26 protein-coding genes are annotated in these 23172 nt (G+C 68.3%); 15 read left to right on the forward strand and 11 right to left on the reverse strand.

Annotated features, from left to right (window positions below):
* Position 1: 1 nt before the first annotated feature.
* Positions 2 to 406 (reverse strand): IS200/IS605 family transposase, encoded by a 405-nt coding sequence (tnpA, locus tag AVZ66_RS09685; RefSeq protein WP_058983877.1) that lies wholly within the window; start codon positions 404 to 406, stop codon positions 2 to 4.
* A gap of 591 nt (positions 407 to 997) precedes the next feature.
* Between tnpA and AVZ66_RS09690 the strand changes: the two genes are divergently transcribed.
* Entirely contained in the window at positions 998 to 1189 is a 192-nt protein-coding gene (locus tag AVZ66_RS09690) for a hypothetical protein (RefSeq protein ID WP_058983878.1), read from the forward strand.
* Here the strand turns inward: AVZ66_RS09690 and radB are convergent.
* Positions 1183 to 1887, reverse strand: coding sequence for a DNA repair and recombination protein RadB (radB, locus tag AVZ66_RS09695; RefSeq protein ID WP_058983879.1), 705 nt, complete (start codon positions 1885 to 1887; stop codon positions 1183 to 1185). The genes AVZ66_RS09690 and radB overlap by 7 nt on opposite strands.
* Before the next feature lie 98 nt (positions 1888 to 1985).
* On the opposite strand from radB, the gene AVZ66_RS09700 reads away from it, so the two are divergent.
* The gene (locus AVZ66_RS09700; protein WP_058983880.1) at positions 1986 to 2708 is read left to right on the forward strand and encodes a hypothetical protein; all 723 of its coding nucleotides are present in this window, start codon (positions 1986 to 1988) and stop codon (positions 2706 to 2708) included.
* A 144-nt stretch (positions 2709 to 2852) separates the two neighbouring features.
* Entirely contained in the window at positions 2853 to 5078 is a 2226-nt protein-coding gene (locus AVZ66_RS09705) for a CDC48 family AAA ATPase (protein WP_058983881.1), read from the forward strand.
* Between the two features lie 144 nt (positions 5079 to 5222).
* On the opposite strand, the gene AVZ66_RS09710 is transcribed toward AVZ66_RS09705, so the two are convergent.
* Both AVZ66_RS09710 and AVZ66_RS09715 read right to left on the reverse strand, forming a co-directional pair.
* A complete protein-coding gene (locus AVZ66_RS09710; RefSeq protein WP_058983882.1) occupies positions 5223 to 6152 on the reverse strand; it encodes a DMT family transporter in 930 nt (309 codons plus the stop codon).
* A 157-nt stretch (positions 6153 to 6309) separates the two neighbouring features.
* The gene (locus AVZ66_RS09715; RefSeq protein ID WP_058983883.1) at positions 6310 to 6681 is read right to left on the reverse strand and encodes a 30S ribosomal protein S8e; all 372 of its coding nucleotides are present in this window, start codon (positions 6679 to 6681) and stop codon (positions 6310 to 6312) included.
* A gap of 87 nt (positions 6682 to 6768) precedes the next feature.
* Here AVZ66_RS09715 and AVZ66_RS09720 point away from each other — a divergent pair, with 87 nt between their 5' ends.
* On the forward strand, positions 6769 to 7215 hold the full coding sequence (locus tag AVZ66_RS09720) for a DUF2240 family protein (protein WP_058983884.1): 447 nt from the start codon (positions 6769 to 6771) through the stop codon (positions 7213 to 7215).
* A 1-nt stretch (position 7216) separates the two neighbouring features.
* On the forward strand, positions 7217 to 7597 hold the full coding sequence (locus tag AVZ66_RS09725) for a hypothetical protein (protein WP_058983885.1): 381 nt from the start codon (positions 7217 to 7219) through the stop codon (positions 7595 to 7597).
* Here AVZ66_RS09725 and AVZ66_RS09730 read toward each other — a convergent pair.
* On the reverse strand, positions 7591 to 8028 hold the full coding sequence (locus AVZ66_RS09730; RefSeq protein ID WP_058983886.1) for a hypothetical protein: 438 nt from the start codon (positions 8026 to 8028) through the stop codon (positions 7591 to 7593). The genes AVZ66_RS09725 and AVZ66_RS09730 overlap by 7 nt on opposite strands.
* Positions 8029 to 8181: 153 nt before the next feature.
* On the opposite strand from AVZ66_RS09730, the gene AVZ66_RS09735 reads away from it, so the two are divergent.
* The 4 genes from AVZ66_RS09735 to thrS all read left to right on the forward strand — a co-directional run bounded on the left by AVZ66_RS09735 (position 8182) and on the right by thrS (position 13210).
* On the forward strand, positions 8182 to 9084 hold the full coding sequence (locus tag AVZ66_RS09735) for a Vms1/Ankzf1 family peptidyl-tRNA hydrolase (RefSeq protein ID WP_058983887.1): 903 nt from the start codon (positions 8182 to 8184) through the stop codon (positions 9082 to 9084).
* Positions 9085 to 9154: 70 nt separating this feature from the next.
* Positions 9155 to 10168 (forward strand): DUF1611 domain-containing protein, encoded by a 1014-nt coding sequence (locus tag AVZ66_RS09740; protein WP_058983888.1) that lies wholly within the window; start codon positions 9155 to 9157, stop codon positions 10166 to 10168.
* Complete coding sequence (locus AVZ66_RS09745; protein ID WP_058983889.1) at positions 10165 to 11199, forward strand: dipeptide epimerase; 1035 nt, start codon at positions 10165 to 10167, stop codon at positions 11197 to 11199. Before AVZ66_RS09740 ends, AVZ66_RS09745 begins: the two co-directional genes overlap by 4 nt.
* 88 nt (positions 11200 to 11287) lie before the next feature.
* Positions 11288 to 13210: a threonine--tRNA ligase gene (gene thrS, locus AVZ66_RS09750; protein WP_058983890.1), complete on the forward strand. Its 1923-nt coding sequence runs from the start codon at positions 11288 to 11290 to the stop codon at positions 13208 to 13210.
* Positions 13211 to 13231: 21 nt separating this feature from the next.
* On the opposite strand, the gene AVZ66_RS09755 is transcribed toward thrS, so the two are convergent.
* From AVZ66_RS09755 to AVZ66_RS09770, 4 genes are all read right to left on the reverse strand, one after another.
* The gene (locus AVZ66_RS09755; RefSeq protein WP_058983891.1) at positions 13232 to 14461 is read right to left on the reverse strand and encodes a chloride channel protein; all 1230 of its coding nucleotides are present in this window, start codon (positions 14459 to 14461) and stop codon (positions 13232 to 13234) included.
* A gap of 49 nt (positions 14462 to 14510) precedes the next feature.
* On the reverse strand, positions 14511 to 14942 hold the full coding sequence (locus AVZ66_RS09760; RefSeq protein ID WP_058983892.1) for a universal stress protein: 432 nt from the start codon (positions 14940 to 14942) through the stop codon (positions 14511 to 14513).
* A gap of 50 nt (positions 14943 to 14992) precedes the next feature.
* Positions 14993 to 16018: a hypothetical protein gene (locus AVZ66_RS09765; RefSeq protein ID WP_058983893.1), complete on the reverse strand. Its 1026-nt coding sequence runs from the start codon at positions 16016 to 16018 to the stop codon at positions 14993 to 14995.
* A 62-nt stretch (positions 16019 to 16080) separates the two neighbouring features.
* Complete coding sequence (locus AVZ66_RS09770; protein ID WP_058983894.1) at positions 16081 to 16920, reverse strand: PspA/IM30 family protein; 840 nt, start codon at positions 16918 to 16920, stop codon at positions 16081 to 16083.
* A gap of 224 nt (positions 16921 to 17144) precedes the next feature.
* Between AVZ66_RS09770 and AVZ66_RS09775 the strand changes: the two genes are divergently transcribed.
* The 6 genes from AVZ66_RS09775 to AVZ66_RS09800 all read left to right on the forward strand — a co-directional run bounded on the left by AVZ66_RS09775 (position 17145) and on the right by AVZ66_RS09800 (position 22087).
* Positions 17145 to 17747, forward strand: a complete 603-nt coding sequence (locus AVZ66_RS09775) for a dienelactone hydrolase family protein (RefSeq protein WP_058983895.1) — start codon at positions 17145 to 17147, stop codon at positions 17745 to 17747.
* Positions 17748 to 17828: 81 nt separating this feature from the next.
* Positions 17829 to 18791, forward strand: coding sequence for a hypothetical protein (locus AVZ66_RS09780; RefSeq protein ID WP_058983896.1), 963 nt, complete (start codon positions 17829 to 17831; stop codon positions 18789 to 18791).
* 75 nt (positions 18792 to 18866) lie between these two features.
* Positions 18867 to 20507: a CTP synthase gene (locus AVZ66_RS09785; RefSeq protein ID WP_058983897.1), complete on the forward strand. Its 1641-nt coding sequence runs from the start codon at positions 18867 to 18869 to the stop codon at positions 20505 to 20507.
* Positions 20507 to 21424 carry a glutamine-hydrolyzing GMP synthase gene (gene guaA, locus AVZ66_RS09790; RefSeq protein WP_058983898.1) on the forward strand — a complete coding sequence of 306 codons (918 nt, stop codon included), beginning with the start codon at positions 20507 to 20509 and terminating at the stop codon, positions 21422 to 21424. Before AVZ66_RS09785 ends, guaA begins: the two co-directional genes overlap by 1 nt.
* Positions 21421 to 21747: a hypothetical protein gene (locus tag AVZ66_RS09795; protein ID WP_058983899.1), complete on the forward strand. Its 327-nt coding sequence runs from the start codon at positions 21421 to 21423 to the stop codon at positions 21745 to 21747. Before guaA ends, AVZ66_RS09795 begins: the two co-directional genes overlap by 4 nt.
* Positions 21748 to 21772: 25 nt before the next feature.
* On the forward strand, positions 21773 to 22087 hold the full coding sequence (locus AVZ66_RS09800; RefSeq protein WP_058983900.1) for a cupin domain-containing protein: 315 nt from the start codon (positions 21773 to 21775) through the stop codon (positions 22085 to 22087).
* On the opposite strand, the gene AVZ66_RS09805 is transcribed toward AVZ66_RS09800, so the two are convergent.
* Positions 22084 to 22320 carry a hypothetical protein gene (locus AVZ66_RS09805; protein ID WP_058983901.1) on the reverse strand — a complete coding sequence of 79 codons (237 nt, stop codon included), beginning with the start codon at positions 22318 to 22320 and terminating at the stop codon, positions 22084 to 22086. The two genes, AVZ66_RS09800 and AVZ66_RS09805, sit on opposite strands and share 4 nt — an antisense overlap.
* Before the next feature lie 42 nt (positions 22321 to 22362).
* A complete protein-coding gene (locus tag AVZ66_RS09810) occupies positions 22363 to 23067 on the reverse strand; it encodes a 5-formyltetrahydrofolate cyclo-ligase (protein ID WP_058983902.1) in 705 nt (234 codons plus the stop codon).
* Positions 23068 to 23172 lie beyond the last annotated feature (105 nt).

Genomic DNA, 23172 nt, shown 5'->3' on the forward strand with positions numbered 1-23172 from the left:
TCTACTCGCGTTGGTCCTCTACGTACTGTTTCAGCACATCCAGCGACACCTGCCCGGTCGAGATGAGGCAGTACGAGTCGTTCCAGAACGAGTCTCCCCACAGTTCGGTCTTCAGTTCGTCCGCGTACTCGTTGCGGATACGGCGGGCGGTCGCGCCCTTGACCGTGTTGATGAACTTCACGAGGTCCGTGGTGGGTTTCGCTCGGAACAGGATGTGGACGTGGTCGTCCTCGCCGTCGAGGTTCGTCAGTTCGACGCCGTAGTTGTCCGTGAACCCGCTGATGACCCCGCGAATGAATTGGGTTCGCTCCTCGGTGAGCACTCCGCGCCGATACTTCGTGGTGAGTATCAGGTGGTAGTGCAGGGAATACGTCGAATGCGCTCCCGAATCGAGGCCGTACTCCATTGGGTTCGGTCAATATTATACTATCCTACTGTAAGAACGTTGTGACTACGTGGGCCTATGGGTCTGCTACCGAACCGTGTAGGAGAACTGTGCGGCGCTGTATCCCCTCCTGCTCGCGCCTCCCGTTCGGTCGGCGCTCGCTGAGGAAGGGGGCTTAGCGCCTACTTTCAGCTAAAACGCACTTTTTGCTGTGCGAGCGGTGCAGAGCACCGCTCGGCTGGCAAAAACTTGCGGAAAAAGCACTCCTCGTCGTTCGAAAGACGGCTTCACCGTCTTTCGTGATGACGAAAGGCGCGACGCGCCTTTCGAACCACTCCCTCCGGGCGCGGTGGTCGCTCGTCGGCCTCGCGGCGAAGCCGCGAGTGAACCGCTCGCGCCGCTCACGGGTCACTCCGTGCCCCGTTCGCACAAACGAGGCGTCCTCAGAACCGCAACGCGGTTCTGATGGGCTGCGAAAATCGCTCTGCGATTTTCGAACGCTTCGCGCCTCGTGCCGCTCGCGGATGCTCGGTTCGGCCGATTCCCCAGCCGGTTTCGGCGGCGGTCGCGGACTCGCGAACCTATTTGTCGGCCGCGTCACAACGCAGTCGTATGGAGTTCGACTTCCCCCGAGCGGTCGGTATCTTGGTAGCAATTGTCGCGGTGGGCGTCACCGGACTGGCCGCGATGGACGTGATGGGGATGGACACCGTCTTCATGATGGTGCTGCCGTCGATGATTGTGTTCGCGGCGGTGTCGTTCCTCCTCGGGATGAAACACGGCGAGTACCGGGCGTCTCAGTAGTCGTCGCCGTCGGCGCCCTCGATACCCGTGTCGGTGATTTTGAAGCGAGCGTGTTCGCCCTCGGGCTTCGAACGGTGTTTTTCGAGGGTGGCGCGGCGGTTGCCGCCGCGGAAGCGGTCGACGCGCATCACGACGCCCGTCCAGTGGTTGAGCGTGTGGCCGCCGAGCGGGCGGACGCGGTCGCTGCCGCTTTCGACGTCCGTGAACACTTGGTTGGTGACGACGACAGCGAGGTCGTGTTTGCGCGCCAGCGAGAGGAGATGCGTGATTTGGTCGGCGACCCGGCGGAGGGCGTCGCCGCCGTCGTTGTCGTCGCGTTCGAGCCGGTAGAAGCCCGTGGCGGAGTCGAGGACGACGAGGTCCGCGCGCTCCGCGAAGTCCGCGGCGTCGCGGACGGCCTCGGCCTGCTCCTCGAAGTCGTGGGCGTCGGAGATGACGATGCGACTGGAGGCGTCCTCCGGGTCGTCGGCGCGCGCGGACAGCACCTGCTCGAAGCGCTCCACGGACAGCCCCTCGGTGTCGATGTAGACCGCGGTCCCGCCGTCGGCGGCGACCTCCACGGCCGTCGAGAGCGCGACGTTCGTCTTGCCGGCGCCCGGCGGCCCGTAGACCTGCGTGACCGTGCCGCGTTCGACGCCCCCGCCGAGCAGGTCGTCGAGGACGGCACAGCCAGTCGAGATGTGGGTGTCGTCGCTCACTACTGCGGGATTGGTCGCTCCCGGGCAAAAGACCCCCGGTGTGCCGGGGGCGCGTCCCGCGGGCAAGCGTTTTGCTGTCGGCGGCCGGACGTGCGGTCGTGATAGTCGTCGCGACCGAGGATTTCGAAGTCTACCACGAGGTCGTCGAGGAGCTGCGGGACCGCGACGTGACGTTCACGACGGTCGAACCGGGCGAGCCGCTGCCGGAGACGACGGGCGTCGTCATCACGGCGGGCGAGGACATCGACGCGGACGCGCCAGTCGTGGTCGCCGACCCCGATCACGCCCGTCAGACCGTCGAGGAGGCGCTCGTCTACCTGCGGGGCGGCGAGGGGCGGACCGTCGTCGGCGTCGACCCGGGGACCCGGCCCGGCATCGCGGTGCTGCGCGGTGGGATGGTCGTCTCGGCGTTCCAAGTGCCGGTCGAGCGGGCCGCCGAAGTGGTGAGCGAGGAGGTCGCGGGCGAGGACGACGCCGTGGTGCGCGTGGGTGACGGCGCACGGCTGGAAGGCGCGCGCATCATCGACGGCCTCGACGACGTGCGCGTGGAGTTAGTCGACGAGACGGGGACGACGCCGTTCCTCGGGCCGGGCGCGCGAGGGATGGGCGACGTGCTCGCGGCAGCGAACATCGCGTTGATGACCGGCGAGGAAGTCGAGGGCCGGAGCATCGAACCCACGGAGGGCGAGATTCAGGTCATCAAGAGCCGGTCGCGGGAGGCCAGCGACCAGAATCGGACCATCACCGAGGCGCTCGCGCGGCAGGTCGCGCGCGGCGAACTCACGCTCGACGAGGCGCTGGAGAGGCACCGCGAGGAGTGACCGGCTCCGGTCCCGGCAGAACGAACGGGAGACGGCACGCCTTTCTGCCTTCGTGTGTTAGTCGTTGACAGCCACGGTGGGGTGTGGCGGAAAGTACTTCCGTTACGACGCCGGAATCGCACACATCCGCCGTAGCCTCCAATCATGAACGAAGTCCAACTTGAGGTGGCGAAAGCCTACCCGAACGACTCGGGCAGGGGCATCGCTCGCCTCGACCCCGACACGCTCCTGCATCTGAAGCTCAGCCCGGGAGACATCATCGAAATCGAGGGTGCCGAGACGACCGCCGCGAAGGTCTGGCGCGCCGACCGGCAGGACTGGAACACCGACACCATCCGCATCGACGGGTTCACCCGGCAGAACGCCGACGTCGGCATCGGCGAACGCGTCAAGATTCGGAAGGCCGACGCCCAGAAGGCCGACCGGCTCGTGCTCGCGCCGCCGGAGGACGCCAGCGTCCAGTTCGGCAGCGACGCCGCCGGCATGGTCAAACGACAGATTCTCAAGCGCCCCGTTGTCTCGCGGGACATCGTGCCCGTGATGAGCAGCACGAACCACCCGTTCATGCGCTCGCCGGGGCAGGCCATCCCGCTCATCGCCGTCGAGACCGAACCGGAGGGCGTCTGTCTCATCACGGAGGACACGGACGTCGAACTCCGCGAGGAGCCGATCAGCGGCTTCGAGCGCACGGGCGGCGGCATCACCTACGAGGACATCGGCGGCCTCGAGAGCGAGATTCAGCGCGTCCGGGAGATGGTCGAACTCCCGATGAAACACCCCCAAATCTTCCAGAAGCTCGGCATCGAACCGCCGCAGGGGGTGTTGCTGCACGGCCCGCCGGGCACCGGGAAGACGCTGCTGGCGAAAGCCGTCGCTAACGAGACGTCGGCGAGTTTCTTCTCCATTGCCGGCCCCGAGATTATCTCCAAGTACTACGGCGAGTCCGAACAGCAGTTACGCGAAATCTTCGAGGACGCCAAAGACGACTCCCCCTCGATCATCTTCATCGACGAGTTGGACTCTATCGCGCCCAAGCGCGAGGACGTCACGGGCGAGGTCGAGCGCCGCGTCGTCGCCCAGCTGCTGACGATGATGGACGGCCTCGAAGGCCGCGGCCAAGTCATCGTCATCGCGGCGACGAACCGCGTCGACGCCGTCGACCCGGCGCTCCGTCGCCCCGGTCGCTTCGACCGCGAGATCGAAATCGGCGTCCCCGACGAGGTGGGCCGCGAGGAGATTCTGAAGATTCACACCCGCGGCATGCCGCTGAGCGACGACGTGAACCTCTCGTCGCTGGCCGACGACACCCACGGCTTCGTCGGCGCCGACATCGAGAGCCTCACGAAGGAAGCCGCGATGCGCGCGCTCCGGCGCTACCTCCCCGAAATCGACCTCGACGAGGAGGACATCCCGCCGAGCCTCATCGACCGGATGATTGTCAAGCGCGACGACTTCAAGGGCGCGCTCAACGAGGTCGAACCCTCCGCGATGCGGGAAGTCCTCGTCGAACTCCCCAAACTGTCGTGGGACGACGTCGGCGGTCTCGACGACGCGAAAAACGACATCAAGGAGGCCGTCGAGTGGCCGCTCAATCAGCCCGAGAAGTTCACCCGCATGGGCATCGACCCGCCCGCGGGCGTGCTGCTGTACGGGCCGCCGGGCACCGGGAAGACGCTGATGGCGAAAGCGGTCGCCAACGAGACCAACGCCAACTTCATCAGCGTCCGCGGCCCGCAGCTGCTCTCGAAGTGGGTGGGTGAATCCGAGAAGGCCATCCGGCAGACGTTCCGGAAAGCCCGGCAAGTCTCCCCGACGGTCATCTTCTTCGACGAACTCGACAGCCTCGCGCCCGGCCGCGGGCAAGAAGTCGGGAACAACGTCTCCGAGCGCGTCGTCAACCAGCTCCTCACGGAGCTGGACGGCCTCGAAGAGATGGAGGAAGTGATGGTCATCGCGGCGACGAACCGCCCCGACATCATCGACCCGGCGCTCATCCGCTCGGGGCGCTTCGACCGCCTCGTCCAGGTCGGCCAGCCCGACGTCGAGGGCCGCGAGCAGATTCTGAAGATTCACACCCAGGACATCCCGCTCGCGCCCGACGTCAGCCTCCGCGAACTCGCGGAAGTGACCGACGGCTACGTCGGCAGCGACCTCGCGAACATCACCCGCGAAGCCGCCATCGAAGCGCTCCGCGAGGACGAGGACGCCGAAGAAGTCGAGATGCGCCACTTCCGCCGCGGCATGGAGGACGTCCGCCCCACCGTCACGGAAGACCTCATGGACTACTACGACCGCGTCGAAGAACAGTTCAAAGGCAGTCAGAACCCCGAAACCCGCCGCGAGCAGGGCGGCCACATCGGGTTCCAATAGTACCTTTTTACTGCGGGGGGTGCGCCGGAGGCGCACCCCCGCTTGCAAAAAGCTACGCTAAAAACGTCCCGCGACTCGCTACGCTCGTCGCGGCGGAAACGCGCGGCTTCGCCGCGCGTATGCTTCACAGCAGCTACGGCACAGCTACGCCGTCGGGCTGACTCGCTGGTAGACGCGGCCGAGTTCCTCCCGGACGACCTGTCGTTCGAGGAGCGCGACGCCCGCGACGACGACGAGGAAGCCGACTGCCGTCGATTGCGTGACGCTCTCGCCGAACAGCAGCCACGACGTGATGGCGGCGAAGATGGGGACGGCGTACGCCACGAGGTTCGTGCGGACGGGGCCGATTTTCCGGATGAGCGTGAAGAAGATGGGGTACGCGACGGCCGTCGAGAGCACACCCAAGACCAGCACCGCGTAGACGACGGGCATCGTGACGGTGGCGCCGGCTGCCGATTCGCCGATGGCGACGCTCACCACGTGGAGGAGCAGGGCGCCGAGCGCCATCGCCCACGCAGTCAGCGGAATGCTGTCGAGGGTGGCGTCCACGCGCTGCAGAAGGACGCTGCCGAGCGCCACCGACATCGCCGCAGCGAGTACGAGCAGTTGGCCTACCGTCGACCCGGACGTGAGCGTCTCGGGGGACGGCTGGACGATGATGGCGACGCCGAGTAGTCCGACGGCGATGCCGACGAGGCCGACCGCGTCGAGGCGCTGGTCGAGCAGCACGAACGCGAGCGCGGGCGCGAGAATCGGGTTCAGGCCGTACATCACGGACGCGGCGGCCGGCGTTATCGCCTGCTGCCCGAGGAAGAGGAAGCCGTTGTTCCCCGCGATGAGCGCGGCCGCGCCGACCACGACGCCGGCGTAGTCCGCGCGGTTCTGGGGCAGCCACGTGTCGTAGCGCCACGCGACGAACACCAGCAGGAACGGGACGGCGACATCGAACCGAACCGCCGCGAAGAACACCGGCGGTAGCTCGCCGAGTCCGGTCTTGATGGCGACGAACGAGAACCCCCACAGCACCGCGAGCAGGACGAACAGTCCCGCGTTCAGGTAGCGCCCGGTCTTCATGGTGACGGAGTCAGTGTCGCAGACATTCGAGTGTGACCGTGGTACGGCGCGGCGCGTGATAAGTTCGGCTGAACGGGAAGATTCCGTGCGGGCGCGGGAGACTGTGGGGCCGGTTCAGCTGCGGCTGTCGGGCGCGAGAAGACAGAGAGAAGCCGCGTTATTCGACGAGGACGGCGTTGACCTGCCCGTCCTGACCGGGGCGGGAGGTGACGCGGGCGCGGCCGGCGTCCGTCTCGATGATGGCGCCCTTCGTGATGATGTTTCGGCGGGCGTAGTTCGGGTTCGCGCCGTTCTCGGCGACGTCCTCGATGGTGGCGCGGACGGCGCCGTCGTCGGTGGCGACGTTGGCGACGTTCGTGGAGAGCGCGCGGACCTTCTCGTTGTTGCCGCGCGCGTCGACGGTGCGGAAGCGCTGTTCGCCGACGGTCGTCTCCGTGGGCGAGCGGCCGGTCTTGGACTTCTTCTTCTTGCTCTGGGGACGGAGTCGCGCGCCGGTCTTCGAGCGCTTGGAGCGGCCTTGATATTGCATACCCGGAAAGTGGCGAAGGACGCACTTGAAAGACTCGGTTGGACGGGAACAGCGGGTTTTACCGGCGTCGGCGCCGTCGCTTCGGGCATGAGTCTCCGGGTCGCGGTCGCCGCGCCGTTCAAACAGAAGGGCAAGCGCAGGATACCTGAACAGGCCTTCGTGGTGGCGCTGTCGCTGGACCGCGACTGGATGAGCCCGGACCAAGCCAAGCGCCTGCTGGACGTCGCGACCGGCGAGGGACTCGTCGAGCGCGAGGACGGCGAACTCGCGGCGTCGTTCGACCCCGAGGACGTCGAGATTCCCGACGACTTCGCGCCGGACGCGTCGCTGTTCCAGGAGCGGTCGGCGTTCGAGCGCGCGCTCGACGCCGTCGTCGACGCGGGCCACGACCGACAGGAGACGGTCGCCGCGGTGAATCAACTCCAGCAGGAGCTGGGCGTGACGGCGGACGCGGCAGCGGTCGTGTACGCGCGCCGGCGGGGCGTCGACGTGGACGGCGCGGCGGCGAAAGCACGCAGCGAACTGGAGGGCTGAGATGGTCGAGAACACAGAAACCGACGGGAAGCGGCTGGCGGAACTGTTGTCGAGTGAAGTGACCGGCCACGAGAACGCGCCCTACGACGCGCTCGCGGTGACGAACGCGGACCCGGACGTGGAGCCGACGACGGACGGCGCGCGCGCCTACGACGTGGTGTGCGACGGCGAGCGACTCGCGGAGGTCTACGTGCAGTCCGACCGCGCGCGAGTGGAGTTGTACGCGGGCCTCGAAGCCGCCGAGCGGACAGCCGAAGAGCGCGACCTGCGAGCGCGGCCGGTGGGCGGACAGCCGGCGCGCCTGCTGGTGTTCGTGACGACGGGCGCGGAAGTCAAGCGCGCGCTGGACGTGCTGGGCGCGGCGGCGGTTGCCGTTCAGTAGGCTACCGCGGCGTACGCGAGTTCGGCGGCGCGCCACAGCGCCACGAGCACGGCGACGGCGAGCGCGCCCGTGGAGAGGTACAGCCACCCGAGTATCGCGGCGACGAGGGCATCGACTCCGAACTGGTCGTACAGCAGTTCTGGGGCGACGAACAGTCCGGTCGCGGGAAGGACGAACGCGAGCACGGCGAGCACGCCCGCGAGTTTGAGGACGGCGCGCTGTGCGGGTCGGAGGCCGCGGCCGGACAGCAACGCGGCGGCGCCGCGCTCGGCGCCGCCGGCGGCGAACGACAGGACTGCGAGGCCGAGAGCGAGGCCGACCGGGAAGCCGTCTTGCCCGAGCGCGGGCACGCCGATGGCGACGCCGAGCGTGACGAGTGCGACGCCGACCACCGCGAGGAGGGCGCGGGCGACCGAGCGGACGGAGGGCACGGATATTCGGTAGAAGCCATACGCTAAGTGTCTTGTCACGAATCTCGGTGAGTGACTGTCGAACGTGCGTGCGGTTGCCGCGAGAGACGGCAGAACCGAAGTCGGAGGCGTCGGTGGGAAACGCCTAAGCGGCCGGGACGCCGCCGTTCGTCCATGCTGGACAGACTCCTCGGGCGCGCGAAACTCAAAGAGCGCATCGAGGAACTGGAGGACGAACGGCAGTCGCTGGCGGCGCAACTCGAGGCCGAGAGCGAGCGCCGGAGCGAGGCCGTCCGCGACAGACAGGACGCCGAGCAGCGCGTCAACGAACTCGAAGACAGAGTCACGGAGTTGGAAGACCGCGTGCGGCGGCACGGCGACGAGGACGCGGGCCCCGAGTTCAGGGGGCGGCGTGACCTCCGCGGCGAGCGCCGGGAGCGCGTCGTCTCGCTGCTCGAAAGCGTCGAGAGCACGGAGGAGGGCGTGCTCACGGCCTACGTTCCCGACGACCCGCCCGAGGCGGTGCGGGAGGTGTTCGGCGACCGCGCGCCGCTCGTCGAGCGCGCCGCGCCCTGTCTGGTCGTCCGCGACCGCGAGGGGTTGCTCTCCGCGGCGCTGCGCCCGCCGAACCCCCCGGAGGCGTTCGTGGCGCGGGATTCGACGGTGCAGGTCGAACGCGAGTGGGTCGCGCCGACTGGGCGGTACGCGCTCGCCGTCGTGCGCGCGGACCTGTTCGCGCTCGGCGTGTATCAGGCGGAGCCGGGGGCGCGCGCGAACCCCGAGCGCGTCCACTTCGAGGGGTTCGAAAGCGACGTCAAGGGCAAACACTCGAAGGGCGGGTTCTCGCAGGACCGCTTCGAGCGCCGCCGCGAGGGGCAGATTAGCGAACACCTCCAGAAGTGCCAGCGTGCGCTCGAGGGCGTCGAGGCCGAGCGCGTGTTCGTCGTCGGCGAGGGGACGCTGCTGGACGAGTTCGACACCGACGCCACCGCCGCCGTCGACGCCACCGGGAAGCCCGAGGCCGCGCTCGACGACGCCCACGACACGTTCTGGACGGTGCCGCTGTCGCTGCTGTGACCTGTCTCGTGGCTGTCCCGTACGCGCCGCCGGCTTCAGGCTTAAGGCAGCGGGGGGCCTCCGTCGTCGTATGAAAGTCGCACTCCTCGCACACGAGCAGTTCCCCGGCCGCGCGAAGACCGCAGTGGGTGTCCTACGGTACGCCGACTACGACGTGGTCGCCGTCCTCGACCGGGACAACGACGGAACCCGGGTCTCGGACCACGTGCCGGACGTGCAGGACGCGCCCGTAGTCGCGTCGATGAGCGACGTGCCCGACGACGTGGACGCGCTCGTCGTCGGCATCTCGCCCATCGGCGGGGCGTTCGACGAGTCGTGGCGACCGGACGTGCGCAACGCGCTCGAACGCGGCTGTGACGTCTACTCGGGCCTCCACTACTTCCTCGCTGAGGACGAGGAGTTCGCCGACCTCGCCGCCGAACACGGCTGCGAACTCTGGGACGTGCGCAAGCCCCCCGAGGACCTCGGCGTCGCGGACGGCGTCGCGGACAGCGTCGACGCCACCGTCGTCGCGACCGTCGGCACGGACTGCTCGGTCGGGAAGATGACCGCCACCCGCGAACTCTACGAGACCGCCCGCGAGGAGGGGATGGACGCGGCGTTCGTCGCGACCGGGCAGACCGGCATCCTCATCGAGGGCGAGGGCATCCCGGTCGACCGCGTCGTCTCTGACTTCGCCGCTGGCGCCGTCGAGCGCATGGTGCTCGAAGCCGGCGCGGACCACGATTACGTGTTCGTGGAGGGGCAGGCGAGCATCGTCCACCCCGCGTACTCGGGCGTCACCGCGAGCATCGTCCACGGCGCGATGCCCGACCACCTCGTGCTCTGCCACGAAGTCGGCCGCGATTCCGTCCACGGCTACGACCAGCAACTCCCGCCGGTCGCGTCGTTCGTGCAGCGCTACGAGGCGTTCGCCGAACCCGTCGCCGAGGCGGACGTCGTCGGCGGGATGTTGAACACGCGCAGCGTCGACAGCGACGAGGACGCCCGCGAGGCGGTCGCGGACTTCGCGGACGCCGTGGGCGTGCCCGCCGACGACCCCGTGCGGTTCGACTCCGAGTCGGTCGTCGAGGTGATTCGATGAGAACGGAGTTCGAACGCCGCGAGTTCCCGCTCGAACACCCCTTCACAATCGCCCGCGGGACCCAAGACACCGCCGCGAACGTCGTCGTTCGCGTCGAAGACGACGAGGGCACTGTCGGCGTCGGCGGCGCCGCGCCCTCCGCGCACTACGGAGAGACGGCGGCCACCGTCGAGGCTGTACTGCCGGACCTGCTGGCCGTCGTCGAGCGCGTCGACGACCCCCACGACCTCGCGCGCATCGAGACCGGGATGCGCGAAGTCGTCTCGGACAACCCCGCGGCGCGGGCCGCGGTCAGCATCGCCGTCCACGACCTCGCCGCGAAGCGTGTCGACCTCCCGCTGTACCGCTACTGGGGGCTGGACGGCACGAACGCGCTCGACACCTCGTTCACCATCGGCATCGACGACGAGGAAACGATGCGCGAGAAGACCGCGGAGGCGGTCGACGCGGGCTACGGCACGCTGAAGGTGAAACTCGGCACGAGCCGGGACGAGCAACTGCTGTCGGCGGTCCGGGAGGCCGCGCCGGACGCCACCATCCGCGTGGACGCGAACGAGGCGTGGACGCCCAAGGAAGCCGTCCGGAACATCGAGTGGCTCGAAGGGTACGGCGTGGAGTTCGTCGAACAGCCGGTGCCCGCCGAGAACCGCGAGGGACTGAAGTACGTCTACGAGCGCTCGCCGCTCCCGATTGCCGCCGACGAGTCCTGCGTCGTCGCCAGCGACGTGCCCGACATCGCGGACCGCTGTGACATCGCGAATCTGAAACTGATGAAGACCGGCGGCCTCCGCGAGGCCAAGCGCCTGATTCACGCCGCTCGCGCGAACGGCCTCGAAGTGATGTGTGGCTGCATGATAGAGTCCAACGCCTCCATCGCGGCGGCCTGCCACCTCGCGCCGCTGCTGGACTACGTGGACCTCGACGGCTCGCTGCTGCTCGCCGAGGACGACTTCGAGGGCGTGCCGCTGCCCGCCGGCCACGTCGACCTACAGGCCGTCGAGCGAGCGGGGACGGGCGCGCGAGAGGTCTGAGTTCCCTCTTCAGTGTTTCGGGCGTTCGGCACGCACTCGCACCGTCTCAACAGGCTTATGGGTGCCTCCGGGCGAACTAACGGACAGAATGAGCAGCGTTACTGTGACGCTCCCGGACGGCGCCACGTTGGACGTCGAAGCCGGGGCGACGGTCGAGGACGTAGCGTACGAAATTGGGCCCGGCCTCGGCCGTGACACAGTCGCCGGGAAGCTGGACGGCGAACTCGTCGCGAAGGAGGAACCCATCACGGAGGACCGCGAAATCGAAATCGTCACCGAGGGCTCCGACGACTACCTCGACGTCCTCCGGCACACGGCCGCGCACGTGCTCGCGCAGGCCCTCGTCCGCCACCACCCCGACGCGAAACTCACCATCGGACCGTACACCGAGGAGGGGTTCTACTACGACATCGCGGACGTCGAACTGGACGCCGACGACCTCGCCGAGATTCAGGACGAGGCCGAGGACATCATCGCGGCCGACTACGACGTCGAGCGCGTCGAGTACGGCCGCGATGAAGCCGTCGAGAAGTACGAGGACAACCCCTTCAAGCGCGAGATTCTCGAAACCGAGGCGGCGGGCGACGACCCCGTGAGCTTCTACAAGCAGGACGACTTCGAGGACCTCTGTCAGGGCCCCCACGTCGACTCCACGGGCGAAATCGGGGGCTTCGAAGTGCTGGAGACCTCGGCGGCATACTGGCGCGGCGACGAGGACCGCGAGACGCTGACCCGCGTCTACGGCACGGCGTTCCCGACCGAGGACGGCCTCGAGGAGTACCTCCAGCGACGCGAGGAAGCCAAAGAACGCGACCACCAGAAACTCGGCTCCGAGATGGACCTGTTCTCGATTCCGGACGTCACGGGTCCCGGGCTCCCCCTCTACCACCCGAACGGGAAGACGGTCCTGCGGGAACTCTCGGACTACGTCCACGGCCTGAACCGCGACATGGGCTACGACGAGGTGGAGACGCCGCACCTCTTCCGCACGGAACTGTGGAAGCAGTCCGGGCACTACGAGAACTACGTCGACGACATGTTCCTCATGGACGTCGACGACGAGGAGTACGGCTTGAAGCCGATGAACTGCCCGGGCCACGCCACCATCTTCGACCAGTCCTCGTGGAGCTACCGCGACCTCCCCGTGCGGTACTTCGAGGACGGGAAGGTGTACCGCCGCGAGCAGCGCGGCGAACTCTCCGGCCTGTCCCGGGTGTGGGCGTTCACCATCGACGACGGCCACGTGTTCGCGCGCGCCGACCAAATCGAGGAGGAAGTGCGGCGCATCATGGACCTCATCTTCGAGGTGCTGGACACCTTCGACCTCGACTACGAGGTCGCGCTGGCGACCCGTCCCGAGAAGTCCGTCGGCAGCGACGAAATCTGGGAGCAATCGGAGAGCCAACTCCGGGACGTACTCGAAGAGCAGAACGTCGACTACGACCTCGAACCCGGCGACGGCGCGTTCTACGGGCCGAAAGTCGACTTCGCGTTCGAGGACGCGCTCGGGCGCACGTGGGACGGCCCGACCGTCCAACTGGACTTCAACATGCCCGAGCGCTTCGACCTCGAATACACGGGGTCGGACAACGAAGCCCACCAGCCGGTGATGATTCACCGCGCGCTCTACGGGAGCTACGAGCGCTTCTTCATGGTGCTCATCGAGCACTACAACGGCCGCTTCCCGACGTGGCTGGCGCCCGAGCAGGTCCGCATCCTGCCCGTGACCGACGACAATCTCGGGTACGCCCACCGCGTGAAGAACGAACTGGACGGCTACCGCGTCGAGGTCGAGGACCGCGACTGGACGGTCGGCCGGAAAATCCAGCAGGCCCACGACGACAACGTCCCCTACATGCTCGTCCTCGGCGACGACGAGGAGGAAGCCGGAACGGTCTCGGTGCGCGACCGCCAGGAGCGCGAGCGCAACGACGTCGACCTCGAGGCGTTCCTCGACCACCTCGACAACGAGGTCGAACAGAAGCACACGGAACCGGACTTCGCGGAGTAACCCGCCACTCGTTTTTCGCGGTTAGTCGCCGACGTGGAAGTTCGGCGGTTCGCGGCGCGGCGCCGCGGTCTGGAGGAAGCCAACGAGCGGGCTGCCGACGAACCCGACCAGCGCCGCCAGGAAGACGGGCGTGATGCTCGCGCCGTCGGTCAGCGCGATGGCGATGAGCGCCGACGACAGCGGCGTTCCCGTGACGACGGCGTTGAACGCGGCCATGCCCGCGAGCATCGAGAGTATCGGCGGGAGCGCGGGGACGACTGTCGACGCCGCGAGCCCGAGCACCGCGCCCATGAACATGTGCGGGACGATGAGCCCGCCGATCCAGTTGCCGTTGATGGTGAACGCGGCCGCGACCATCGTCCCGAGCAACGTCGCCACCAGCACCCCGAGCCCGAGGTCGGTGCCCACGAGCTGGTTCATCTTGCTGCCGCCGTAGAAGTACGTCAGGGGGAGCGCGTACCCCAGCAGGCCGATGCCGAGGCCGGCGACGGTCGTCCGGACGTAGATGGCGGGTGACCACCGGTTGAACAGCCGCCCCACGGTGTCGAAGATGGTCGTGTAGAGCGCGCCGAACGGGATGGCGACGACGGCGACGGCGGCCGCGGCGACCAACTGGCCGCCCGAGATGGGCGCGACCGCGGAGACGTGCCACGTCGGGAACAGGTGGAAGCCGCCGATTGCGGCCTCCGTGAGGTAGCCCGCGAAGCTCGCGACGAACGTCGGGATGATGGCCTCGTAGTACTCGAGGCCGCGCTCGTGGGGGAGTTCCAGCCACAGCAGCGCGCCGCCGATGGGCGCGCCGAGGATGGCGCCGAACCCCGCGCCCATGCCAGCGAGCGTGAGGAGTTTCTCGGCGTTCGGCACGCCGAACGTCTCCGCGGCCTGCGTGCCGAAACTCCCGCCAACGACGCTCATGACTCCTTCCGGGCCGGCGTTCTGCCCCGCGATGAGCCCGACGAAGCCCACCGGGACTGTGGGGATGTTCTCCGCGAGCGGGACGCTGCCCTCGTCGTGGAACTGGCGGACGAGCGCGGCGAGCGCGCCCGGGTAGTACGTCTTGTAGAGGATGGCGCCGATGAGGACGCCGGCCGCCACGCTGACCGGGACGCGCCAGTAGGTCGCCTCGAAGGTGTGCCAGAGCGCGTGCTTGGCGGCCAGCCACGCAATCCGGAACCCCGTGGCGACGAGGCCGACCGCGACGCCGAGCACGGCGGCGCACGCGAGCAGTTTCGAGAACCGACGCTGGTCCATTACACCGGTCCGACGCTCGGAGCGGGGACGTAGCTTACGATTCGTGCCGTCACGACGTCCGGCGCGCGACGAGCACGGGCCGGTCGGCCTTCCGGACGACGCGCTCGGTGACGCTCCCGGAGAGCAGCCTGCTGACGCCCGTGCGACCGTGGGTCGCCATCACGACGAGGTCGACGCCCGCCTCCTCGGCGTAGTCGAGAATCTCGCGGTGTGGCGTCCCGCTCCGAATCTCGGTTTCGGCGTCGAGGCCGCGGTCGTCGGCGGCCGCGGCGACGGTCTCGACGGCGCGCTCGGCGGCCGCGGCGACGCTCGACTCGCCGGGGTTGCTCGAACTGCCGACGATGCTCGCGCGCTCGGACTCGGGCACGACGTAGAGCGCGTGGACGACCGCGTCGAACTCCGCGGCGAGGTCGAGGCCGTGCGTGACGCCGGCGGAGGCAGCGTCGCTGCCGTCCGTCGGCACGAGGACCGCGTCGTACATGCGCCGGGGTAGGACGGACGGCCACGTAAGTGTCGGGTGCGTCGGCGCGCTCAGTCGACGTCGCCGCTGCGTTCGGTCTCCCGGAGAATGAACGGGCCGATGGAGAGCGTGCGCTTCGTGACAGTGACGATGCGGAGGACGTACGACAGCAACAGCGCGAACGGCAGCACCGCGACCGTCGCGGCGGCGCTGACGACGAGCAGCGCGTGGTTGACACCGACGGTGCTCCCGGGGTACGCCGACGGGTCGAAGAACAAGAGCGACGCGATGGCGACGGCGAGCGCGGGCACGGCGGCGTACAGCAGCGTCCGCGAGAGGTCCGAGAGCTCCCACTGGAAGTACAGTGTCTTGAAGTGCTCGCGCGCCGGCCCGAACAGCTCCAGCGTCTCCAAGAGGTCGTCGAGGGCGGCGTCGGCTTCCTCGTCGAACGCGTCGCCGTGCTCGACTCGGAGGCGTTCGCCCGCGTAAATCTTCCACGAGTAGTTGTAGTTCAGCGCCGCCCACACCACGTCGAACTCCCCGAACTGGGCGCCGTCGAGCTGGCTCGTCACCGCTCGCGCGTTCTCCGTGAGGTTGTTCACGTAGGTGTCGATAGCGTCGCCCGCTTCCCCGTCGGGCGCGGCGTCGGCGAGCGCGTCCGCTTGCTCGCGGGTCGCTTTCACGAGCCCGCGGAGGAACGCCGATGGCTCCGATGGCGCGACGTCCATTCCGGCTGCGTCGGCGGCGTCCTCGCGGAACGTCAACGCACCCTCCATGCGCTCGCGCTGGTCGCCCACCGCGCCGAGTTCCTGCGAGAGCACGAGTTGGCTCAACGTGAGCACGAGGGTCACGCCCGTAATCGTCGCCGCGACCAGCGCGTCGAACAGCGTCTCGTGCGGGTCGCCGTGGGTGAGGAGTTCGTACGCCGGCGTCGGTAACAGCGTCCCGACAGCGACCAGCGCGCAGAACAACACCGCGAGCAGTCCGCCCGCGACCGCCCGCCGGTCGGCGTCCAACACGACCCAGAACCACCGGTTGCTGCGCGGAACGCGCTCGCGCAGCCGGTTGCTCGGCTTGTCCTCGTCGCTGTCGGCCATACCCTGCCTTCGACGCACGCACGGAAAAACAGTGCGCGCTGCGACCCGATGGCCGTGTCCGGCTACGCCTGCTCGTCCTCGCGAATGGCTGCCAGCTCCTCCTCGACCGCGTCGTCGACAGTCTCGTGGACCACGTCGGCGTCCTCGTCCGCCAGGTCGGACGCGTGCCTTCCAGTTCCCTCGACGTCCACGTCGACGGCTTCGTCGGATTCCTCGTCGCGGGCTTCCGCGCGTAGCGCGTCCAGCTCGGACTCGACGTCGTCGCCACGCTCGGCAGCGAGCTCGCGGTCGATGTGGTCCTCCTCGGACAGCGGTCCGTCGAGGACACCGCGGTCGCCGAGCTCGTCCATCGCGGCTGCGCGCGCCTCCAGCTCCTCGGTTTGGTCTTTCGCGCGCTCGATCGCCCTCGTGACGTCGTCGTCTCCCACTCCAGAGACGGCCTCGGAGACCCGCGTCTGGGCCTCGGCAGCATCGTGGCGCGCCTTCATCGTCTCCTTCTTGGTGCGGAACGTCTCGACTTTCCGCTCGAGGTCGTCTTTCTTCTCCTCGAGGTCGCGCTGGGTCCGCTCGAGGTCCGCAATCTGGTCGTCGAGCTCCGCGACCTGATCGCGTTTCGCCTGCTTCTTCTCGAGCGCGCGACGCGCGAGGTCGTCCCGTCCCTGATTGACTGCCTCCCACGCCTGGTCGTCGTGCTTCTCGACGTTCTGCGCGAGGCGCTCGCGCTGGACTTCGAGGCGTTTCTTCTGGGCGGTCAGGTCGGCCAGCCCCTGCTCGACGTCCCGGACTTGGTCGCGGAGCCGCTGGTAGGAGTAGTCCAGCGTCTCCGTCGGGTCCTCGGCGGAACTGACGACCGCGTTCACCTTCGACCGGACCGCGTACGAGATGCGTGATACGATACCCATACACGTGATTTGTGGCTCTGGACATATAATCTTCACCGGCGTGCTCTCCCTTCGGTCGAGCACGTTTTTGCGAGCGGCGCAGCCGCGAGCCGCGTGACCGAACGCAGTGAGGTCACGTTAGAGCGAACCGTGAGCCGCGTAGTCGAACTTCCGTAACCCACGCTAGAGCGAAGCGGGCCGACGGAACCGCAGCCTACACGACATCGGCCCGCGAATCTGCGCATATGCGACAAGAGACCGTGCTGGTGCCGGGCGCGCGGGACGTGGAGGCGACGCTCGATTCCCCCGACGACGGCGCGTCGACGTGCGTCGTGCTGTGTCCGCCTCATCCCCAGCACCGCGGCCACCGCGGCGACGAACGCCTCGTCGCCGTCGCGGAATCCCTCGTCGAGCGCGGTGTCGCGGCGCTGCGCTTCGACTACGGCGACTGGGACGAGGGGCTCGGAGAGCGCGAGGACGCCCGGAACGCCGTCCGGTGGGCGAGCGAGCGCTACGAGCGCGTGGGGCTGTTCGGGTTCAGTTTCGGCGCGTCAATTGCGGCGCTCGCGGCCGCGAGCGTCGACGTGGAGTTGTGCGCGGTGTCGCTGCTCGCGCCCGCCGCGGAACTGGAAGCCGGACTGAACGCCGCCGACGCGCTCGCAGACATTACCGCGCCCCTGCAGGTCGTCTTCGCCACCCGGGACACGACCGCCGACTGGGAGCCGGTCGTGGCGGCAGCCCGAGAGTTGGACTGCGAGGTCGTCGAACTCGGTGCGGACCACTTCTTCGTCGGGCGCACCGACAACGTCGCGGACGCCGCGGCGCCGTTCCTCGCGGACGCCTGCTGACCGAGTGTTCGCCGGACACCTACGGTGTTCGCCCGGAGGACTGTCGTAATGCCTTTCTCCGCGCTGGCCGACGGGTCGTGTATGCCGAAGCGTCGCTTCAGGGGCGTCTGGGATTGGGTCGTGTTGACCGGCGACCGCCGAGTCGTCGCGGGCGCGCTGCTGGCCGCGTTCGCGGTGGCGTTCGGTCCTATCGGGCACCTGCTCACGGTCGGCGGCACCCCTTCCCACGAGACCACGGTGCCGCTGGTGACGACGCTGTTGTCGGGGAACTTCGTGCTCGTCTCCATCGTCGTCTCCATCAACTCCGTGTTCGTCTCCGGCGAACAGGACCCGCTCGGCCAGCAGTTCGGCCGCGTGCGCGACACCGCGGAGTTCCGCCGACAGCTCGAAGAACTCGTGGAAGCCGACCACGCGCCCGCCAGCAGCGAGGGGTTCCTCCAACTGTTGACGGGGGACATCGTCGAGCGCGGGCAGCGACTCCAAGCGGACATCCCACCGGCCGACGTCGACGTGCGCGCGGACCTCGACGCCTACCTCAGTCGCCTCGGGGACGCGTCCGGCGAGATGAACGAACACCTCCGGAACGTCGAACGCCCGCTGGAAATCGTGCTGGCGACGATGCAGTTCGACTACGCGCGACAGGTCGACGACCTCCACTGGCTGCGCGCCGAACACGGCGACGACCTCCCGGAGAACGCCGCGAACACGCTCGAGGAGATGCTAGACCTCTTGGAGTTCTTCGCGGTGGCGCGAGCGTACTTCAAGAGCCTCTACCTCCGCCGGGAGTTCGCGGCGCTGTCGAAGAACCTCGTCTACGTCGCCGTCCCGTCGATTGGCGTGGTGTCGTTCTTCCTGTTGCACCTGTCGCGACTCCCGACCTCGCACTCCGTCGTGGTCTCGGTGCACGTCGTCGCGCTCGCGCCGTTCGCGCTGCTGTCCGTGTACGTCGTGCGCGTCGCCGCCATCTCCCGGCGCACCGAGTCGCCCGGCCTGTTCCTGTTCGGCGACGGCGGCGAGGGCGTCCCCGGCATCTCCGAGAAGTAACAGAGAGTCTCGGGTTGCGCGTCCGTGTCGGCGGCGTCCCGAAACCGTTTTTGCCGCGCCCGCCACACGGTCAGTATGCCGACGGAGACCGGGTACGACCCGACACTGGGAAGCAAGTTCGTGTTCGTTACTGGCGGGGTGATGTCCGGGCTGGGGAAAGGCATTACTGCCGCGAGTCTGGGCCGCCTGCTCTCGAACGCCGGATTCGACGTCACGGCGGTCAAAATCGACCCCTACCTCAACGTGGACGCGGGGACGATGAACCCCTACCAGCACGGCGAAGTGTACGTGCTCAAGGACGGCGGGGAGGTCGACCTCGACTTGGGGAACTACGAGCGGTTCCTCGACGTCGACATGACCTCCGACCACAACGTCACCACGGGGAAAGTCTACCAGAACGTCATCGAGCGCGAGCGCGCCGGCGACTACCTCGGGAAGACCGTCCAGATTATCCCCCACGTCACCGACAACATCAAGCGGCGCGTCCGCGAGGCCGCCGAGGGCTCCGACGTCTGCATCGTCGAGGTCGGCGGGACCGTGGGCGACATCGAGGGGATGCCGTTCCTCGAGGCGCTGCGCCAGTTCAGCCACGAGGAGGACGACGAGGACATCCTGTTCACGCACGTCACGCTCGTGCCGTACTCCCAGACGGGCGAGCAGAAGACCAAGCCAACCCAGCACTCCGTGAAGGAACTCCGGTCGATTGGTCTCCAGCCGGACGTCCTCGTGGGGCGCTGTGAGGACGAACTCGACCCCGACGTCAAGGAGAAGATCGCGCTGTTCTGCGACGTCCCCACCGACGCCGTCTTCTCGAACCCGGACGTCGAGGACGTCTACCACGTGCCCCTCGTCGTCGAGGAGGAAGGCCTCGACGAGTACGTGATGGAGGAGTTCGACATCGCCGACGACGCCCTCCCCGAGGCCGAGCGCTCGACGGAGTGGCGCGACCTCGTGACCCGCGACCGCAGCGGCGAGGTCGACATCGCGCTCGTCGGAAAGTACGCCCTCGAGGACGCCTACATGAGCATCCACGAGGCGCTCAAGCACGCCGGCCTCGAGCGCGGCGTGGACGTGAACGTTCTCTGGGTGGACTCCGAGAAGATGAACGACGACCACGAGGAGCGTCTCCAGGAGGCCGACGGCGTCGTCGTCCCCGGCGGCTTCGGCTCCCGCGGTACGGAGGGGAAGATTCGCGCGATTCAGCACGCTCGCGAACACGACGTGCCCTTCCTCGGCCTCTGTCTCGGCTTCCAGCTCGCAGTCGTCGAGTACGCCCGTAACGTCCTCGGCTGGGAGGACGCTCACTCCGCCGAAATTGACGAGGAGACGCCGTACCCGGTCATCGATCTGCTGCCCGAGCAGTACGACCTCGAAGACCTCGGCGGGACGATGCGGCTGGGCGCCCACGACACCCAGATTCAGCCGGACACGCTCGCCCACGAGGTGTACGGCGATACGTCCTGCACGGAGCGCCACCGTCACCGCTACGAGGTCAACCCCGAGTACATCGACGACCTCACCGAGAACGGCCTGACGTTCTCCGGGGAGGCCGGCAACCGCATGGAGATTCTGGAGTACGACGACCACCCGTTCTTCTTCGGGACGCAGTTCCACCCCGAGTTCCGGTCGCGGCCGACTCGCGCGAGTCCGCCGTTCGTCGGACTGCTCGACGCCGTCCTCGACGAAACAGAGACGGAAGCGGAGGTGGTGAACTGATGGTCGACGTCGAGGAATTCGTCGCAGAGGCGAAAGAAGAAATCAGCGAGAAGCTCGGTGACAGCACCGCTATCATCGCGCTCTCCGGCGGCGTCGACTCCTCTACCGCCGCCGCGCTGGCGTACGAGGCGGTCGGCGACCAGCTCGTCCCCGTCTACGTCGACACCGGCCTGATGCGGAAGGGCGAGACCGACGAGATTCGAGAGGTCTTCGACTACATGGACAGCCTCCGCGTCGTCGAGGCGCAGGACCGCTTCTTCGACGAACTCGCGGGCGTCACCGACCCCGAGGAGAAGCGCCACGTCATCGGCGAGCAGTTCATCCGGGAGTTCGAGACGGTCGCCGAGGAGGTCGACGCCGACTACCTCGTGCAGGGTACCATCTACCCGGACCGCATCGAGAGCGAGGGCACCATCAAGAGCCACCACAACGTCGGCGGGCTGCCAGAGCGCGTCGGGTTCGAGGGCATCGTCGAGCCGATGCGCGACCTCTACAAGGACGAGGTCCGGGAGGTCGCCCGGCACCTCGGCCTCGAAGAGATTATCAGCGAGCGCATGCCGTTCCCCGGTCCCGGCCTCGCGGTTCGCGTCATCGGGGAGGCAACCCCGGAGAAGGTCGAAGTCTGCCGCGAGGCGACCGCCGTCGTCGAGGAGGAACTCGAGGAGTACGACCCGTGGCAGGCGTTCGCCGCCGTGCTCGGGAAGGCCACCGGCGTGAAAGGCGACAACCGCGTCCACGGCCACGTCGTCGCCGTGCGCTCCGTCGAGTCGCGTGACGGGATGACCGCGCGGGCGCAGGAACTGGAGTGGGAGACCCTCCAGCGCCTCCAGTCCCGCATCGCGGGGACCATCGACAACGTCTCCCGCGTCGTCTACGACGTCACCCACAAACCACCCGCGACAATCGAATACGAATGAAGGCAATCGCCGTCGGAACCGACCGCGGCATCGTCGACGCCCTCGAAGCCGAGGGCGTGGAAGTCACCAGCATCGAGGGCGTCGCGTCCGGGGACCGCCTCGAAGACGCCGGCGTCGCGGACGCCGACCTGCTGGTCATCACGGACGCCGCCGAGGCGACCGCGATTCCGGTCGCCCGCGAGCAGAACGCGGACCTGCGAATCGTCGCGTACACGCCGGACTCGATGCCCGAGTTCGTCAAGGGCGTCCTCGACCTCGCGGTCGACCCGGCGCTGCTGGACCCCGAGACGGTCGCCGAAGAGCTCGTCGAACCCGACAGCTAAGGGCCTCCGCCGGCTTCGTTCTCGCGTGTCACTGGACCGCTATCCCGACCTCGACCCCGAGCCGGGCGAAGTAGTGACGGAGGAACTGTTCTTCAGCGAGGACGAACTCGTGAAGGCGTTCGCGCTCGGCCCCGGCGCCGAGGTCGAACCTCACGAGCACGGCGACCAGACGAACGCCTTCCACGTTCTAGAGGGTGAACTCGTCGTCGTGCAGGGCGACGACGAGGAAGCCGTCGAGGCGCCGGGCGTCGTCGTCCACGAGCGCGGCGTCGCCCACGGCGCGCGCAACGAGAGCGACGACGTGGCGGTGTTCACGGCGACGATGGCGCCGATGGACTAGATAGAGAGCGCGACGGGGCGCCCCGGCCGCCGCCCCTCCCCGTCGACGGCCGCGGAGTGCGGGCTGACGTGCTCCCAGCAGACGAACTTCTCGACGCTCCCGGGCTCGTAGAGGAAGTAGTCGGCGGGCTTCGAGCAGAGCGCGCACTCGGGGTCGCCGTCGACCGCGTCGATGGCTGCCGACAGCGCCGCCTCCGCGCTCGCGTTCGCGTCGTCGCCGCTCGAAGCCGTCATACGCCCTCGTACGCCGTTCTCCCGTTTAAACTTCGGCCCGCGTCAGGGCGCGAGTCGCTCCAGTACGGGAATCTCCTCGCGGCGTTCGGCGTCGACGGCGTCCCACTCGATTCCTGCGGGTTTCCCTGTGGGAGAGTCCGTCTCGACGACGCGCTCGGGCGTCACTATCCAGTCCATCGGCACGTCGTGGTCGTCGGTCGGCACCGCGTCGTCGACGACTTGGCGCTCGTGGACCGTCGTCACCGTCGCCGTGTCGTCGTCGACGCGGCCGAACTCCCGGAGCAGCGCGAATTCGAGGTCGCTGTACCCCTCGCCCTTGCCGACGCGCTCGCCGCGCTCCGTGACCGCGACGCTCCCGGAGACGACGAGGTCGACCGGTTCCACGTCCTCGGGGCCGACCGGTTCCCCGTACTCGCTGATGCCGCTGACCGTCGTCGCGTCGTCGACGTCTGCGACTTCGTCGGGGTCGAGGCGGAGGAAACACCGTTCGTCTCGGAGGCGCGGCACCGCGACGTACACCGTCTTCCCCGCGCGCAGCGCCGCGCGACGCACCGGCAACTGCGGGGCGTCCGGGTTCGCCTTCACCACGTCCGCGTCCGCCCAGACGGCGGTGTCGGCGAGCCGGTCGGCGGCCTCGTCGGCGCCCGCGAAGTTCGGGATGCGGCCGTGCGGCGGGAACGGGAAGCGGGCTTCGCCGCTGGCTTCGAGGTCGTCCCAGACGCGCTCGCGGCGGTCCTGTTTGTCCATGGTGGGCGTGCGCGCCGCCGGGACGTGAATCCACGGTCCCGCGAGCCGGAACTGTGCGCCGACGCCGGTGTCTCTTTCCCCGCGACGCCCGTCGGCTCGGACGTG

The sequence above is a fragment of the Halobacterium sp. CBA1132 genome, assembly GCF_001485535.1.
Classification (GTDB): Archaea; Halobacteriota; Halobacteria; order Halobacteriales; family Halobacteriaceae; genus Halobacterium.

Coding starts and splice junctions, on each gene's coding strand:
- AVZ66_RS09780 (WP_058983896.1), top strand. CDS start 17,829: ATGCCGAAGCGTCGCTTCAGGGGCGTCTGGGATTGGGTCGTGTTGACC.
- AVZ66_RS09805 (WP_058983901.1), bottom strand. CDS start 22,320: ATGACGGCTTCGAGCGGCGACGACGCGAACGCGAGCGCGGAGGCGGCG.
- AVZ66_RS09705 (WP_058983881.1), top strand. CDS start 2,853: ATGAACGAAGTCCAACTTGAGGTGGCGAAAGCCTACCCGAACGACTCG.
- AVZ66_RS09725 (WP_058983885.1), top strand. CDS start 7,217: ATGGTCGAGAACACAGAAACCGACGGGAAGCGGCTGGCGGAACTGTTG.
- AVZ66_RS09810 (WP_058983902.1), bottom strand. CDS start 23,067: ATGGACAAACAGGACCGCCGCGAGCGCGTCTGGGACGACCTCGAAGCC.
- AVZ66_RS09755 (WP_058983891.1), bottom strand. CDS start 14,461: ATGGACCAGCGTCGGTTCTCGAAACTGCTCGCGTGCGCCGCCGTGCTC.
- AVZ66_RS09785 (WP_058983897.1), top strand. CDS start 18,867: ATGCCGACGGAGACCGGGTACGACCCGACACTGGGAAGCAAGTTCGTG.
- AVZ66_RS09770 (WP_058983894.1), bottom strand. CDS start 16,920: ATGGGTATCGTATCACGCATCTCGTACGCGGTCCGGTCGAAGGTGAAC.
- thrS (WP_058983890.1), top strand. CDS start 11,288: ATGAGCAGCGTTACTGTGACGCTCCCGGACGGCGCCACGTTGGACGTC.
- AVZ66_RS09740 (WP_058983888.1), top strand. CDS start 9,155: ATGAAAGTCGCACTCCTCGCACACGAGCAGTTCCCCGGCCGCGCGAAG.
- AVZ66_RS09745 (WP_058983889.1), top strand. CDS start 10,165: ATGAGAACGGAGTTCGAACGCCGCGAGTTCCCGCTCGAACACCCCTTC.
- AVZ66_RS09720 (WP_058983884.1), top strand. CDS start 6,769: ATGAGTCTCCGGGTCGCGGTCGCCGCGCCGTTCAAACAGAAGGGCAAG.
- AVZ66_RS09710 (WP_058983882.1), bottom strand. CDS start 6,152: ATGAAGACCGGGCGCTACCTGAACGCGGGACTGTTCGTCCTGCTCGCG.
- AVZ66_RS09775 (WP_058983895.1), top strand. CDS start 17,145: ATGCGACAAGAGACCGTGCTGGTGCCGGGCGCGCGGGACGTGGAGGCG.
- guaA (WP_058983898.1), top strand. CDS start 20,507: ATGGTCGACGTCGAGGAATTCGTCGCAGAGGCGAAAGAAGAAATCAGC.
- tnpA (WP_058983877.1), bottom strand. CDS start 406: ATGGAGTACGGCCTCGATTCGGGAGCGCATTCGACGTATTCCCTGCAC.
- AVZ66_RS09735 (WP_058983887.1), top strand. CDS start 8,182: ATGCTGGACAGACTCCTCGGGCGCGCGAAACTCAAAGAGCGCATCGAG.
- AVZ66_RS09765 (WP_058983893.1), bottom strand. CDS start 16,018: ATGGCCGACAGCGACGAGGACAAGCCGAGCAACCGGCTGCGCGAGCGC.
- AVZ66_RS09715 (WP_058983883.1), bottom strand. CDS start 6,681: ATGCAATATCAAGGCCGCTCCAAGCGCTCGAAGACCGGCGCGCGACTC.
- AVZ66_RS09795 (WP_058983899.1), top strand. CDS start 21,421: ATGAAGGCAATCGCCGTCGGAACCGACCGCGGCATCGTCGACGCCCTC.
- AVZ66_RS09690 (WP_058983878.1), top strand. CDS start 998: ATGGAGTTCGACTTCCCCCGAGCGGTCGGTATCTTGGTAGCAATTGTC.
- AVZ66_RS09760 (WP_058983892.1), bottom strand. CDS start 14,942: ATGTACGACGCGGTCCTCGTGCCGACGGACGGCAGCGACGCTGCCTCC.